This window comes from Deinococcus planocerae (assembly GCF_002869765.1).
Classification (GTDB): Bacteria; Deinococcota; Deinococci; order Deinococcales; family Deinococcaceae; genus Deinococcus; species Deinococcus planocerae.
In genome coordinates this window covers 1-14437 of record NZ_PNOR01000002.1, presented here as the reverse complement: position 1 = coordinate 14437, position 14437 = coordinate 1, and the positions used below count along the sequence as shown (strand labels likewise).

12 protein-coding genes are annotated in these 14437 nt (G+C 67.8%); 9 read left to right on the top strand and 3 right to left on the bottom strand.

Annotation, left to right across the window (positions count from 1 at the left end):
• Window positions 1-3: 3 nt before the first annotated feature.
• Window positions 4-1524, top strand: a complete 1521-nt coding sequence (locus A7B18_RS01080) for a GspE/PulE/PilB domain-containing protein (RefSeq protein WP_102124823.1) — start codon at window positions 4-6, stop codon at window positions 1522-1524.
• A 202-nt stretch (window positions 1525-1726) separates the two neighbouring features.
• On the top strand, window positions 1727-2419 hold the full coding sequence (locus A7B18_RS01075) for a CPBP family glutamic-type intramembrane protease (protein ID WP_180969962.1): 693 nt from the start codon (window positions 1727-1729) through the stop codon (window positions 2417-2419).
• Between the two features lie 103 nt (window positions 2420-2522).
• Here the strand turns inward: A7B18_RS01075 and A7B18_RS01070 are convergent, their stop codons facing one another.
• A complete protein-coding gene (locus tag A7B18_RS01070) occupies window positions 2523-3182 on the bottom strand; it encodes a single-stranded DNA-binding protein (RefSeq protein ID WP_102124821.1) in 660 nt (219 codons plus the stop codon).
• Between the two features lie 70 nt (window positions 3183-3252).
• Here A7B18_RS01070 and A7B18_RS01065 point away from each other — a divergent pair, with 70 nt between their 5' ends.
• Window positions 3253-3822 (top strand): cysteine peptidase family C39 domain-containing protein, encoded by a 570-nt coding sequence (locus tag A7B18_RS01065; protein WP_180969961.1) that lies wholly within the window; start codon window positions 3253-3255, stop codon window positions 3820-3822.
• A 53-nt stretch (window positions 3823-3875) separates the two neighbouring features.
• On the top strand, window positions 3876-4265 hold the full coding sequence (locus tag A7B18_RS01060; RefSeq protein WP_102124819.1) for a hypothetical protein: 390 nt from the start codon (window positions 3876-3878) through the stop codon (window positions 4263-4265).
• Here A7B18_RS01060 and A7B18_RS01055 read toward each other — a convergent pair.
• Window positions 4204-4794 carry a hypothetical protein gene (locus tag A7B18_RS01055; protein ID WP_102124818.1) on the bottom strand — a complete coding sequence of 197 codons (591 nt, stop codon included), beginning with the start codon at window positions 4792-4794 and terminating at the stop codon, window positions 4204-4206. The genes A7B18_RS01060 and A7B18_RS01055 overlap by 62 nt on opposite strands.
• Window positions 4795-4836: 42 nt before the next feature.
• Window positions 4837-7578: an AfsR/SARP family transcriptional regulator gene (locus tag A7B18_RS01050; protein ID WP_146009417.1), complete on the bottom strand. Its 2742-nt coding sequence runs from the start codon at window positions 7576-7578 to the stop codon at window positions 4837-4839.
• A gap of 1480 nt (window positions 7579-9058) precedes the next feature.
• On the opposite strand from A7B18_RS01050, the gene A7B18_RS01045 reads away from it, so the two are divergent.
• Genes A7B18_RS01045 through A7B18_RS01025 form a run of 5 tightly spaced genes read left to right on the top strand, consistent with a single transcriptional unit; the run spans window position 9059 to window position 13702 of the window.
• The gene (locus A7B18_RS01045; RefSeq protein ID WP_146009416.1) at window positions 9059-9844 is read left to right on the top strand and encodes a hypothetical protein; all 786 of its coding nucleotides are present in this window, start codon (window positions 9059-9061) and stop codon (window positions 9842-9844) included.
• Window positions 9841-10728: a hypothetical protein gene (locus tag A7B18_RS01040; RefSeq protein WP_102124815.1), complete on the top strand. Its 888-nt coding sequence runs from the start codon at window positions 9841-9843 to the stop codon at window positions 10726-10728. The genes A7B18_RS01045 and A7B18_RS01040 overlap by 4 nt, the downstream gene beginning before the upstream one ends.
• The gene (locus tag A7B18_RS01035; protein ID WP_102124814.1) at window positions 10715-11197 is read left to right on the top strand and encodes a hypothetical protein; all 483 of its coding nucleotides are present in this window, start codon (window positions 10715-10717) and stop codon (window positions 11195-11197) included. The genes A7B18_RS01040 and A7B18_RS01035 overlap by 14 nt, the downstream gene beginning before the upstream one ends.
• Complete coding sequence (locus tag A7B18_RS01030; protein WP_102124813.1) at window positions 11194-12315, top strand: bifunctional DNA primase/polymerase; 1122 nt, start codon at window positions 11194-11196, stop codon at window positions 12313-12315. The genes A7B18_RS01035 and A7B18_RS01030 overlap by 4 nt, the downstream gene beginning before the upstream one ends.
• A gap of 16 nt (window positions 12316-12331) precedes the next feature.
• Complete coding sequence (locus A7B18_RS01025; RefSeq protein ID WP_102124812.1) at window positions 12332-13702, top strand: replication initiator protein A; 1371 nt, start codon at window positions 12332-12334, stop codon at window positions 13700-13702.
• Window positions 13703-14437 lie beyond the last annotated feature (735 nt).

Here is a 14437-nt window from a genome sequence, read left to right as displayed (position 1 = left end):
CCCTTGAAACAACCGACCTTCGCCGATGTCCTCCGGAGCGAGGCTCGGCTGACCTTCTTCCAGTTCGGCCGTCTCCGTCCTCCAGGCGGCAGACGGTGGTCTCGCTCTCAGCAGGACGCGCACGTCCTGGAACGGGCACGGACCTTCCTCGACGAGGAGGTGATCGGCCAGGCGCTCGCCGCCTACGGAGTTCCACAGGCCGAGCGGGCCCTGCGGGTCCTCGACGCGGTCCGCGCCCTCGTCGAGGCGGAGGCCGATGGGCAGACGGTACGGGCCAGCAGCCATCCCTTTCAGGAAGAGAACCTGTATTACCTTCCCCCATCCGCCCTGATCGTGGTGGGCCGACCCGCCAACCGACCGAGCGAACCGGCCTGGGTCAACCCCCCGCCCACCGTGCCCGAGTCGGAGTACCGACCGCCGGTCGATCTGGCAGCCCTCGCCACGCAACCGGAGCCCTCCGTGCCGCCTTCCCCTGTCCAAGGACCCGAACGGGGAACCGGACCCGAGGTGGTGATCGCCGACCGCCCACCCGATGCGCAGATCACGCCGGGTGTCGACGTCTCCCACCCAGGGTCCAGCCAGAACGGGGAACCCAGGACCCTTCCGGAGCGTGGGACGTCCCGGCGGATGTCCATCCCCGAAGCGCTGCTGCAACTCGGGTATGGGGGAGTGGAAACCTCGGAACTGTCGGACCCGCGCCTGGAACAGACGCTCCTGAAGGGCCGGCGGATCAGTGAGGACTTGGCCTTCCGGGCGCTGGCCCTCGCGCGTGGCCTCCCCTTCGTGGACGTCCGTTTGGACCCGCCCCGCGAGGACGCCGCGCACCTGCTCGACGAACCCACGTGCAAGACGTACCGGGTGTTCGGGCACCGGCTGGACGACGGGACGTTCTTCGTCCTCACCGACCAGCCGTACCGCGAGGCGGTCCTTCGGAAGGTCGCAGCCGAACGCAGCGGGCAGCCGCGTGTGAAAGTGCTGGTGACGGGGTCCACGGCGCTCGACCGCCTGCTTAGGGGAAACGACCCCTTGCCCCCGCAGGTCGAGAAGTCGGTCCACCTGGAGCAGGTCGGGGAGCCTCACCTCACCCTCCTGCTGACAGCCGGCACGACCATCCAGCCGGGTGAAGTCACCGACTATCTGGGGACCGATTTCGACCCTGATCTCCACGCCCTGCTGCTGGCCTGTCTGGCCCATACGCATGGACGGGTCGTCGTGCTGCGGGTGCCGGGCACGTCGGCCTGGCCCCTGGAGACGGTCCCGACCGAACGCCGTTACCCCGCGCTGGCGCACGAGGATGCGCGGGCGCTGGTGTGCACGGGTGGCTGGCCGGATGAGGACGGCGAGCGGCTGACCGCCGAGTGGACAGTCGGCGGGTCGGGCGCCGTCCTGCGAGCGTTGGCTCAGGACGGCGAGGTGAGGTTCGAGAGCCTGGTGCTGGAGCGTGAGCTGCTGGAAGGCCTGTCTCTTCCTGATCCCTGGGAGGCAGAAGGAGGGAGGCGCGGATACCGGGAGGTGTTCCGTTGAAGCTGGAAAGACCGTCCAGCGCCTCGTCAGGGAGCGCCTGGGGGCTGGCCTGCGTCCGGTTTTCCGTACTGAGACACTCCGGCTCTCTTTCACGTTGCCAGGCACGGGTCATCGGCCATCCAGGACCCGGTCAGGACACCGGATGACCAAGCCCCCAGCTCTGGCGCCTCTCTCCCTGCACTGGCGTCTGCCACTTCGGCATGTGCCGTGGATACTCGGGCTGGTGCTGCTCGTGGTGCTGCTGGAGGTCGTGGTGCAGTCACGTTGGGTCGTTCCGTGGGTGATCGAGCAGACCGGCTGGACGCCCAAGCGGGGTCCCTCGGACGAGTTGCTGGATCGGATCGTCTGGAGCCCCATGATCGAAGAGGCGCTGTTCCGGCTGGCCCTGATCCCCGGGCTGGTCGATTTTGCCGCCTTCCTGGGCAACCCCGGGGTACGTCGTCCCCAGGAGGCCTGGCGCCTGTTGCCGTGGTTTGGGGTCGTGTCGTTGGTGGGCTGCATTGGGCTCAATGCCTTCGACGTGTTGAAGGCGGCATTGGATCAGCGGCAATGGAGCCCCACCATCGTGTTCATCACGCCCCTGGTCCTGGCCTGGTTGTCCCTAGGCTTGCGTCAGCGGCATCCCAGCGGACAACTTTCTCCCGGCTGGTTGATCGGCTGCGCGGCGGTGACGAACACGCTGTTCGCGCTGGGGCACCTGTACAACTATCCCGATCTGCCCCACCATCCGGCCGTACTCGGCCTGGCTATCCCGCAACTGATGAGTGGGGCGGTGTTCTCCTGGGCGGCGGCGCGTTATGGCCTGCGGGCGGCCATGCTCTGTCACGGGTGCGACAACGCCTTTGTCACTGTCCTGGGAGCGGTGCCGCTGGTGTGGCGGGTCCTGACGAGCTGAGACGCGGCTCTCTCCCGACCCGGGAGAGCGGCCGAAGATCCCTGGGACAGCACACGAGAAAGGGTCCCGCGCTCTGCGGGGACCCCCGAAGTTCCAAGCTGTCCTACAGCAGCGCCCGCGTCCCGTGCAGGGGCTCGACGTCCTGCACTTCCAGCCGGGAAAAGCGGCGCTGTGCTCCTTGACGACGCTGCAACACACCCCAGGTGTCGAGGTAGTTTCCCTTGCCCTGCCCGGCGAGCACGACCGCCAGCTCCCCGTAGGCGGCCAGTTCCAGTGGCACCAGTGGTGTCTCCGTCCCCTCCGTCCGCTTCGGCGTGAGCCCCAGTCGAATGTTCGTCACCGGCACCTCGTTCTCCAGGCGCTGGGCCTGCGGTGGGGTGATCAACACCCCCCGCGCCCGGACCCGCCAACGGGCACGAAGCAGCCGCGCGGCCCCGCCGCCGTCCAGTTCCAGGCGGACGTGCTCGCTAGGCAGGCGTGCCGCATCCTGAACGGCGATGACGATCTCCCCCTCATACGCGGCCAGCACGCCTATTCCACTGATCGCCTCGCCCGCACCCAACGTCCCCAGCCGTCCTGCCAGACGACCCGCGGCAACACAGGGTTGGTAAAAGATCGTCCGGATCGGCGCCCCGTCCTCCCGAGACCGCTCGAACTCTCCGGCCAGGGTGAACGTGGCGAACTGGCCGCCAGGTTTCAGGACGCCCGGACGCGCGAGCGCAGCGGTGAACTCGGCGGAGGTGCCGTGGGTCAGCGTCAGCATGGTGCCATCCTGGGGGGAGGTCAGGTTGGAAGGCGCGAAGTCCAACCTGACCCGGCCGCACAGTGGCCACATGCGACGACGGCTTCTTTCCCTCACGCTGGGGGCGCTGCTCACCCTGGCCCTTCCCGCCCGGGCCGTCTCCCAGCCCGCCCTGGCCCTGCAGCACCTGCCCGTCGTGTATCAGGGTTGGAACGACTGCGGCCCCGCGAGCATCGCGATGGTGCTGGCGTATTACGACTTCACCGTCCCGGTGCAGACCATCAGCCGGGCCACCAAACCGTCCCCGGGCGGCTACATGCAGGTGGAGGCCATCGAGCACTTTGTCGGCCGCTACGGCCTGCGGGCCGTGCAGATCCGGGGCAGCCAGACTCCCTTGCTCAAGAATTTGATCGCGCTGGGCGTGCCCAGCATCGTCTTGCAGTACGCCCAGGAAGTCGGCAAGGTGCCGCATTTCCGAGTGATCCGTGGGTTTGACGACCGCCTCTCCCGGCTGTACCTGGCGGACCCCCTGATCGGGTACGCCTACATCTCTTACCGCGACTTCGACACCCTCTGGAACACCCAGGGCCGGATCAGCGTCGCGGTCTATCCGCCCGCCATGCACGCGCAGGTGATGAGGGCGCTGGGCGTGGGGGGGTAGCACCCCGTCACATTTCTCCGGTGCGGTCACGCCGGGGAGGTACGCTTGACGGCATGAACGTCGACCGGCAGCGGGCAACGGACCTGCTTTACGAGAGGCCCTACGGCGACGGGGCACGGTTTTTTCTTCCCGACGAAACAGGGCGGCCGGTCGAGGTGGAGCGGCTCCCCCCCACCGTCTGGCGGGCCCGGCAGCGGGTGATCAGCATGCACTTTCTGCCTGACCCGGACTACCTCAGTCTGGTCACGCTCTTCGTCCCCGTCTGGGAGGGCGCTGACCCGCCCCTGCTCTACGAGACGGTGCTGGTGCGTGGCGACGGGGGTGAAGTGGTGGCGCGGGCAGCCACCGTCGAGGCCGCCCGCGCCCACCACCGCACCTTCCTCACCCAACTCTGTGAGCGGTACGACCTGCCCACGCCACCTGAAGAAGTGCCCGGACCGTGAACGCGGTCGAGAGGACGTCCTCTCCGGGCGCGGGCAGACCGAACTGGGCGCAGGCCTGGGCGAGCGTGAAGACGTCGATGTCCTGCTCTTCCAGCCTGCTGCGCAGGCAGAACACCGGCTGGCGGCTCAGCCGCATCCAGGTGGCCTCCCGGGAGGCGCCCGGCGTTCGGAACGCGAGCAGTTGCGCCGCCCAGCAGGAGGCGTCCCAGGTGGCCAGGGTCTGCCCGGCGGAAAGGTCCAGGGCCCGCTCCAGCACGGCGGACACGCAGGGGTCACGGCGGCTCGCCGAGGTCGCGTAGGCGACCACCTGCCCGTCCTTCCCCAGCAAAGCCGCGCCCGGGGCGGACCATGATGTGCCCTCCGGGGCCAGCACGAACACCGGCAGCGAGTCCATCTCGGGGTCCACGGACGCCAGCGCCCAGTAGACGGGGACGCGGCGGCGCACCCGCGGCACATAGCCGACCTGGGGACCGACCGGTCGCAGGGTGTAAGGGGGCGTTTCAGTCCAGTCCGGCGGGAAGACGAGCATGAGGGCAGTATGGGTCCACCCCAGGTTGGCGACCTTCCCGTCTCAGGTGTGGTCACTGCTCCAGGCAGGAAACCCGGAATCCACGGCGCGCAGCCGCGAGAGCATGTCCTGCGCCTCGCGCGGGTCGGCCTCCTGCTTCAAGCGCGCCAGAATGCCTTGGCGAAGCTCGTCCGGGGTGACGAACATCCAGGGTTGCTCCAGGGCCAGAGGTCCCCGGTAGAGGCTCAGCACCCCACGCAAGGTGGCGCCACGCAGTTCGCGCAGGTCGCAACGGGCCCGCACTTCGGGGGCCAGGCGGTAGCCTCCGCCCACCCGGACCACCGGGTCGCGTGCCTGACCGACGACGCCCTGCCAACACGAACGCAGCTCTCTCAGGGTGACGGACAGGTACACCCGGGGTCGCCGGGAATCGCTGAAGAGTGCCTCCATCAGCTCACTCGCTGGGTGGACCTCGCCGTCGCACAGGTACGCCAGCAGCGCCAGCGCCCGGGGCGGCAGTTCCAGCACCCGGCCGTCCAGCCGCGCCAGTGGCGTTCCCAGCAGGCGCACCTCCAGGGTGTGATGCTCGGGTGGGCGCTCCTCGACCGGGGGGAGGCCGTACCCACCCGGGGAGATCTCCAGGGAGGTCCACCCGGGCAGAGGGCCGGCCGGGAGGACATCGGCCCCGCTGTCCGGAACCCGTCCACCGCCCCTCCAGGGAAACCAGTTCCGCCAGGTGGTCACGACGGCCGCACCGTACACCTGCTCGTGGCCCTCGCGCCCACCGTGGACCAGCGCCCGGACCAGCGCACTCTCACGGAGCGCGACGGGACGCTGGGAGGGCGGCGGCGGCATCTCACTCAGACAGGCCCGCAAGACCGCCTTGAGGTCCGACAGGGTGGGCTCCACCCAGGGGTCACGGGGCAAGAGCGCCTCGAGCTGTCCGACCAGCGAGAGTGCCGACGGGTATTCGTGGCGGTGCACGTGCAGCAGACACACCCGGAGACCGGCCTGCACCTCCAGGGTGTGGTAACCCCCCAGGCGCGCTTCCTCCAGGGCACGCCGGGCCTGCCCGGGCGCCTCTTCCTCACCGTCGCCCAGCCGCAGCTCGCGGTGAGCCAGGTGTGCCTGCAAGAGCGCCCGGCTCGCACCGTACCAGCGCCCGACGGGGACGGTCACACGCGGCAACTGCCCCAGCAGCAGGCGGGCTTCCCGGAGGTCGCCGAGGTCGATCAGGAGATGCAGCAGCTCAAAGGTCACCGTCAGGTCCGACAACGCCAGCGGCAGGTTGTAGCTGTAGACCATGTGAGCCTGACGCGCCGCGTCCCGTGCGGCCCGGACGTCACCGAGACGCAGGCAAGCACTCGCCCTCGCGACGTAGAAGACCCCGATCTCTTCGGCGGGCAGCCCCACCGCGGCGCCTGAGGCGGTCTGCAACTCCATCAACGCGGCGCCGGAGCGACCCTGCGCCACGAGACACAACGCGAGCCAACCCAGAGCGCGCAGGCGCGGCGCGCTCCCCTCCGGCGAGGCCCTCACCGCCTCGCCGAAGACGCTCACAGCCTGATCAAGCCAGCCGAGCCGCAGGAGCATCTCCCCCACCACGAAGCTTGCTTCCGGTTCACGGGCGCCCTGGTGCCGGGCGTGCTGAGCCACCTTCAGGGCGCGGCCCACCTCCTCCTGATGGGTCGCCAGCCCGTCTTGTGCGCGGGCGAGCAACAACTGCTCGTCGGCGGTCAGTCGGTTGAAGAAGGGTTCCAGGTGGGCCCGGACCTGTGACCAGTGGCGCTCACGCGACCAGATGGAAAGCCGGGTGCGGGCCAGCGCCAATGCTCCCTCCTCATCCCCGATCTCACTGCGCAGTTCCAGGGCGCGGATCGGCCGGGTCGCCTCGATGAGCGTCGCCAGCCGCTCACTGGACTTGCGGAAGCTGTCCGCGTCCGTCCGGCGCAGTTCCTCGAGCATCGCCTCACGCAGCAGCGCTGGGGGAGCCACGCCGTCGCCGTGAGGACGGAGCGGGAAGCCCAGCTCCTCGAAGCGGCGGAGGTAGTTGCGGGGAAGACCGAGCGCCTTGCACACCTGGCTGCTGGTCTGACGGTGCCAGACGTCCAGCAGCGCCGCCGGCAGGAGCCCGAGGTCCTCGGGGGCGAGGCGCCCAACCAGTTGCTGGGTGTACTGGTCGGGCTGCCCCTGCCCCCCCGCCACGATCAGGGTCGGTGCGGGCCAGCCGTCATACGGGTTGTCCGGCACCCCCAGAGCCGCAGCCTCCTGCGAGGTGAACTCCAGATCTTCCCGCCCCAGGACCGTGACCTCCGCGGGAAAGTACGCGGCGAGCGGCCCGTATCCCGAAACGATCACCTGGACCAGGGGAGCGACACGCACCGCCAGTTCCGCGACAAAGGTGGCTGCCTCCTCGCCGTCGACGCCGTCGATCAGCAGGGTGAAGGGAACCTCGGCGTACAGGAGGTCCTCGGCCACCGCCTGCGCGAGCCCGAACGCGCTGTACAGGTCCCCGGCAGCATACGTCGAGGCCAACCCCTCGAACATCCGGCGGCCCGTCACGCGCATGATGGCGCGGGTGAGGCGGTTGGCGAGGTGAAAGGGGCGCCGGTCGTCAGGCGAGCAGGTCAGCGCCACCACCTGCTGACCCCGCAGGGTGAGTTGCGCCTGGTAGGTCTCGATCAGTCGGCTTTTCCCGTAGCCGTGAGGTGCCGCCAGGACGGCGACCGGCGCCGCCAATTGTGCCAGAAGGTGGGGCCGCGGCAATAGCGGCACCGGGCTTACCGCATTCAGACGTCCAGCCATCCTCGCATTTCTCCTCTTCCCAAATCTCCAACGGCGACTTCCGGGGCGGCAGAATTGACCCAGACAAGTTCAGTTACCAACGAGCAAATTTAAAAGTGCTAGACAAGTTAAAGAGGAAGGCGCTCCACGTTTTTACCATCTCTTAATTTATCGGCCATTCTGTTCGGCGGCTTATGACGGGGGGCTTCTTCTACCAGTCGTCCAGTAAAAAGATCAGGTCAGCAGGGCGGAGAACGAAATCTCAAACACAGTACGGTCCCGCCTCCTGTCTGAACAACTTAAGCCCGTTTCCGTAAAAACAGCGTTCTAGAGAGGGTTTAAAGAAAGCTCCGCAGGGTTTTGGGTCCAGCGGGCACCATGCGCGCGAGATGCGAGCCGACCTACGCCCCCTGTGCCTTGAACTGAGCCGAAACGGGATCACCGCGGCGGAGATGTACCAGCGTTGCAGCGGGCAGCCGGGTGCACCGTCACTGCGGACCTGCCGTCAGGCGCTGGTCACGTTGACCGAGGAGGGCACCCTGCATGCCCACGGGGGCAACGTGAAGGTGTACTTCCTGCGAGAGGACCTCCCCCAACGCTTGCGGGACTGGCGAATCCGGCTGCAGGCACGCGTGACCGAGGTGCTGTCAAGTGTAGGGACCTGGGCCGATTTCGCCCAGTTGCGACGCGCGCTCGCGGAAGTTTCGGGGGGCTACGGCGGGGATCCAATGCTGCTGAGTGACGTCTTGCAGGATCTGCCTGACGTCGAGCGGCAGACGGTGCGGCTGCGGCGAGACGAGATCACCCAGTACCGGCTGCCTCCACCGGCGTGGCGCCCGGCACTGGACCCGGCGCTGATCCACCGGGCGAGCGAGGCAGCGTCCACCCTGCTCCACCCGGACGGACCACGGCGCTTTTCGGGGGTGGCGTTTCGCAACGCGCTCGGCGTGGCCCGGGAGGTGGCGGAGCAATTGCTCGCCCACCTGGTGGGTGGCGGGCTGATCCGCGCCATCGAGGGGTGCCTGATTGCCACCTTCGAGGCGGCACCGAGGCGGCCGGGCCGGCCGCGTGCTCCCCAGCCCTGCCGTCGCGTCGCCCGCGCTCTCCCCCGTTCCCTGCGGGCTCGGCCGCTCCGGCCACAGCTCACTCCCCCGGTTGCCGAGGAGGCCCCCGACGGGGCTCAGAACCGGAGAGCCGAGCCTCGTCGGGTGGGTCGAGGAGGCTCGGCTGACGTCCCGCGACCGACGTGTGAATACCTACTGGGAGATCACACGCAGCGTCCGCGACGAACGGGGCCGACTCACTCCCCAGCACCTCACCACGTCCTCGCTCGGGCCAGCCCCACCCGGGCAGGTGTGGATTCACGCCGATGGCGACCGCGTAGGCAACCAGCAGGGGAACCTAATCGCGGTTCGCACGGGCGAAGCCATCTTCCCAAAGGAACGCCGCCGCATCGGCGCACATGCCCGCCAACGTCACCAGCAACGTCACGAGGAGCCCCATGCCTGCTGAAGCCAGCAAACGTCCCGAGCAGCGCCTGTACCTCCAGCTCTCGGGCCAGGACCTCACCGTCATTCACGTCCGCAACGAAGGCAAGACCGGGCACTACTTCACCGTGCCGGTGCAGGGCCAGGGTGAGGAGGAACAGCGCCTCAGCGCACTCCTCACCGCCCTGGGCAGCGTGCCGTTTCACAGCCTGGTGTACGTCCACACCAACCTGCACACCCTGCGCGAACAGATGCGCCGTCCGCCGAGCGGGTGGCCGAAAGAACTCAAGGCGCTGCTCCAGAGAAAGTCGCTGCAACTGCGGGTGGGCACCCTCACCCGGCTCGACGGCTTCTGGCAGGACATCCTCACCCAGGCGGAGGGAGGGACCCTTCCACGCATGAACGGGCTGAACCACTACCACCTGCACACCTACGCCGTCACCGACGGCCTGCAGACCCATGTGGCCGGACTGCTGTACGGCGAAGGCGAACTGCACCTCTACGACGGGCGGGTGCGGGGTGAGCAGCTCTGCCAGACCGAACTGGAGGCGGCCTGCTGGGCCCTCGACCTGGTCGCCCCCAGCAAGACGATCGAACTGCGGCACCAACATCCAACCACACCGCGCTTCTGGGAGGACGCCGAGAGGTACCTGAGCGACTACCCGGATGTTCAGCCTTTGGCGAGACGGATCGGGCGGCTGATCGAGGAGAAGAACCTGCGGTTCAACGTGCCCCAGACCCGCCTAGACGACACCCTCGCCCGCGCCGTGCGCTGGTACACCGGGCGCGGCCTGGCATGACCGAGGACACGCTCGAACTGCTGCACGCCGGAGGGCTGCTGAGCGAGGAGGAGGCCGACACGGCCCTCCGCGCCCAACAGACCCTGGGAGGCACGCTGCTGCGCGTCCTGGAACGCACCGCGGCCGACACCCACGACCTCTGGCGACGTCTGGCCCGGCTGCATGGCCGCCCGGTCTACACCCGCCTGAACGACATCGAGACGGTCGAGGAAGCCATTCACCGGCCAGGCGGCGGGGTGGAACCGATGCTTCCCCGTCCTCTCGCGCTGGACACCCTCACCCTGGCTCAGCGGCGCGAGGGAGAGACCCTGCGCCTGCTGTCTCCCAACCCTTTCCTCGACCTCAGCGACTCTCGGCTCCAGGAACGTGCACACGCGATTTCACTGACTGGAGGCGGGGACCTGGCCTGCTCGGTCCTACCCCCCGACCTCTACCGCCGCTGTCTGCGCCTCACCTATCCCGAGGCGCTGGCCGGGCCGCTGAGTCTGGCCGACCGCCTCGCGGTCACCGGACTGATCCCCGAGGCAGAGATGCGGCCGTACCAGGGCCGGGAAGCGGGGTTGCTGGGTGACGGCTTGATCAGCGAGGACGACTACGCGGCCGCCCTGGCCGACCACCTGAACCTCCCCCTCTACCGGCACGCGCCCGTGACGCTCGAGGAACACCTCCTGCCGGAGGAGGCCATCCGCCGGCACGACCTCTATCCCCTGCGGCTGGACCGGGAGCAGGGCACGCTGGTGGTCCTGACGGCCACCGCGCCCGACGACCTCCTCGGTCTCCACCTGCGGCGCCTGAGCGGCTGGCCGGTGGCCTACGAGATCACCACCCGCACCGTCATCCGCAGCCTCATTCAAAAACGAGGACGGTCCCATGCACATCACTGACCTGACCGAAGTGACGGCTCAATTCGACCACCCCGGCTATCTTCAGCTGTACCTCCAGCGTTTTCAGGAGGCGTTCTCGCAAGGCCGCTTCGACGCCATCCCCGGGAAGGAGCAGACCCTGCGCTGTGGGAGGCACCGCCTGGACTGCCTGTCCTACGCGATCCTCGATGATGAGCGGTTCCGGCGGTGGCACAAGGAGACGGTCGCGCAGGTGCTCGACTTCCGGCACGACGAGGGCAAGGTCGCGACGCGCGAGACCTACGCCGGTTGCACGCCGGAAATGTTCGCCCTGCTGGCCGCCAAGGCCCGGCAGCTCCAGGGCAATGACACGGGCAAGGACCCTGGGAAGGAAAGCGGCGAGAAACCAGCCCGAGGGAAAGCGTCTCCTGCTCAAGTCCTGCCGGCCACACCCACAGGGGCGAGCACCGAGACCACAGGGGACCAGTCGGACGAGCGGCAATCCGCATGAACCTGCTTGAATCGGCGCGGCGCGCCCTGGACCTGGGGTGGAACGTGATCCCGGTCCACCGCTTCAAGGGGCCGCACGCCGTCATGGTCGAGACGGGGCACTACACCATCAACGACGAGGGAAAGCGGGTGCCTGCCTGGCGGGGGTTCCAGCAGGAGCGGGTGAGCCCGGACCTGCTGCGCGAGTGGTTCCACCCCCGGCGCCGCGTCCCGGGCATGGCGGGCGTCACCGGAACGATCAGCAGGCGGGTGGTGATCGACCTGGACGGAGCAGCGGGCTGGGCGCTCCTGAAGGAGTGGGGCCTGACCCCCAGCGCCCTCTCGGGGGGCGGGTCCCCACACCTGTACTTCCCGCATCCTGGCTGGAGGGTCCGGACGCTCGCCAGTGGCAGCTTCAAGAACCCGCCGTTCCCCGGCCTGGATGTCCGGGGGGACGGCGGGATGATCGTCCTCCCACCGAGCGTTCTGGCCAACGGGAGGTATCAGCTCCTCAGCGAGGAGTTGCCCGACCCCGCGTGTCTGCCCGAGGCGGTGGCCCTGTGGACGGGCCTCACCTGCCCGCCCCCGCCGGAATTGCCGGAACTCGACCCGAGCAGGCTGGGGGCCGGGGAGGACGCGCCGGCACTGTTGCGGGAGGCGCTGGGCCGGGCCTCCGGCGCACGGAACAACGCCGGGTACTGGCTCGCCCGTGAATTGAAAAAGGCGGGACACGCCCTGGAGGACGCCCGGCCCGTGATGCTGGACTACGCCGACGGGGTCGGGCAGCAGGGCGCACGCGGTCGACACGACCCCTACACCCGCCGTCACGCGCTCGCCAGCCTGGAGAGCGCCTACCGCGCGCCTGCGCGCCCGAAGCCGGCGCGCAGAAGCGGGACGGTCACGGACCCACTCGCTGAGGCCCGGCGCGTGCTGCCGCAGCTCACCCTGGAAGAGCGCGTCCAGCTCGCCCGGCTCATCGCGGCCACCTATGCCCGCGAAAGTGAGGAGCGCGCCGCAGGCGCCCTGCGAAGTCTGGGGTTGAACCCCGCTCCGGCCCGGGAGGCCGCCGTGCAACTCCAGCAGGGCGTGAGTCTTCCGGGGAGGCGACGCCTCATCCTGTTCTTGAGGAGAAGGAGATGAGGAGTACACTCAGCTCATGTTGCTCTCGGTGGGGAACTCACGCGTGATGCTCAAGGAGAGGCACGACGAGCTGAACCTCGCCCGTCTCAACCTGGTCCTGGCGCAGAACCGCACCACGCTCAAGGGCTGGCGCAAGGAACTCGCGCTCGACGCGCTGGGCACGATGACCGTCGAGTGCACGGCCGACCTCAATGACGTGGTGCCGCACGGGATCGACAACGATGTGTTGCTGGGCCTGATCAGCGCCGCCGTGCTCCAGAACACGAGACCGGGCGGCGAGATCCGCATCAGCGCCAGCGAACTGCTGAAGCTGAGCTGTCTTCCCGACAACGCCAGGAGCTACGGCGAGGTGCAACGCGCCCTCCACCGGCTCAAGCGCAGCACCTTCACCATCACCGAGTGTTGGTACGACCAAGGCAAGCGCGACTGGCGGACAGTGGATTTCAACCTGGTCGCCAAGCACTGGCAGGCAGACAACACCGAAAAGGTCGAGGACATCGGCCGTTGGCAGGCGAAGACGCTGCTCGTCATTCGCCTCGACCCGGAGCTGATGCAGAGCATTCGCTCCGGGTACGTCCGACCCCTCGACAGCGCCCTGCTCGGTCGGCTCAAGCAGCCGATGAGTCGCAGTGTTTACCGGGCGCTCTCCATGCTCCGCACGAACCTTGCCGAGAACGGCACGCCACCCAGGGAAGTCAAACTTCCCCTCCTGAGTTGGGCTGAGCACCTGGGACTGTCGCACCAGATGGACGGTCGCAACCTGCCTTCCCTCATCGAGCGCGCCCTGATCCCCGCCCACGAGGCGTTGATGGAAAGCGGCTACCTCGCTACCGTCGAGACCGAGGGGCGGGGGCGGCAAAAAACCTTCACGTACACCTTCGCTGAGGAAGAGGTACGGATGGCCGATCCGGAGGCGGCCCAACTCCTGTCACAGTATCTCAGCAGCAAGGCTGCCCTGGAATTGGCTGTGCAGTACAGCGCAGCGCACGTGCATCAAACTCTGACGCGTTTCGAGGCCTTGATGAAGACCGCCTACAAGGGCAAGGTCAAGAACCGTCAGGGCCTCCTGGTGGATATGCTCCGCGACCCGGACAAGTACCCGGTGCAAGTCGCGGAGAAAACGTCCAGTGCGCAGCGACCTGCTCCTCCACCCCTGCCCACACCCGATGAGGAAGACCTGGCTCCGGTGGAGAGGAAACCAGAGTCTGCGCTCATGGCCCTTGGGCAGAGATTCGAGGAGACAGGAGCCCTGCGGCCCCTGCGTGACCGGGCGGTGAAGCTGTACCTGGATGGGCGCGTCAGCACCTTGGACCTTCTCCAACTGCGTTCGCTCGAACGGCCCCAGATCGAAGGCCAGATCTCAGGTTGGGAGCAACCCACCCCCTGATCCTGTCTCTGTTCAACTCACTGTGGTCCCCGGCAGAGCAGGTGACGGGGGCCCTCCCTTTTCGCTGCTACACCTTCGCCTCCGACATTTTGTGGGACTCGGCGGACAGAGGCAGGAGGGCTCTCTCCGACACTTTGCGGGACTGGCCGTAGGAGCCTCCGACACTTTGTAGGAGTCACCTCCGACACTTTGCGGGATCGCGTTGAAATGCCCTCACAGCCCCTCCGACACTTTGTAGGAGTCGCCCCCGACACTTTGCGGGACAAGGCTGGAATACCCTTCCTCTCCCTCCGACACTTTGTAGGAGTCGCCCCCGACACTTTGCAGGACTCAGGGGCAGCTATCCTGAACGTCCCACCGACACTTTGCGGGATTGACCGGACCTGCCTCCGACACTTTGCAGGACCTATCTCCGACACTTTGCAGGATCAGCCCGAAAAAGGCGCGCCAGGCCGTGCCCCGCCTGGGCGCCCTGATGATGATCATCATATGTTTTCTACTCTTTTTTCTTTTTGAAGAATCAACAGTCAAGAGGGCCATCTCGGTTTAGGAGATTCCACCGGGCAGAAGCCATAGAGCAGGAACCCTCCACCCAGGGGTGTGTTTTCCTCAGGAGTTGCACCTCGCATAGCGCAGTGAATAGCCGTGCTGGCGGAGAAATTCCGAGTTTCTGCTGAACGTCAGGAGCAGGCGGTTCAAATGAACGTCTGGCATGACCGTCATCAGTGCCAGAGC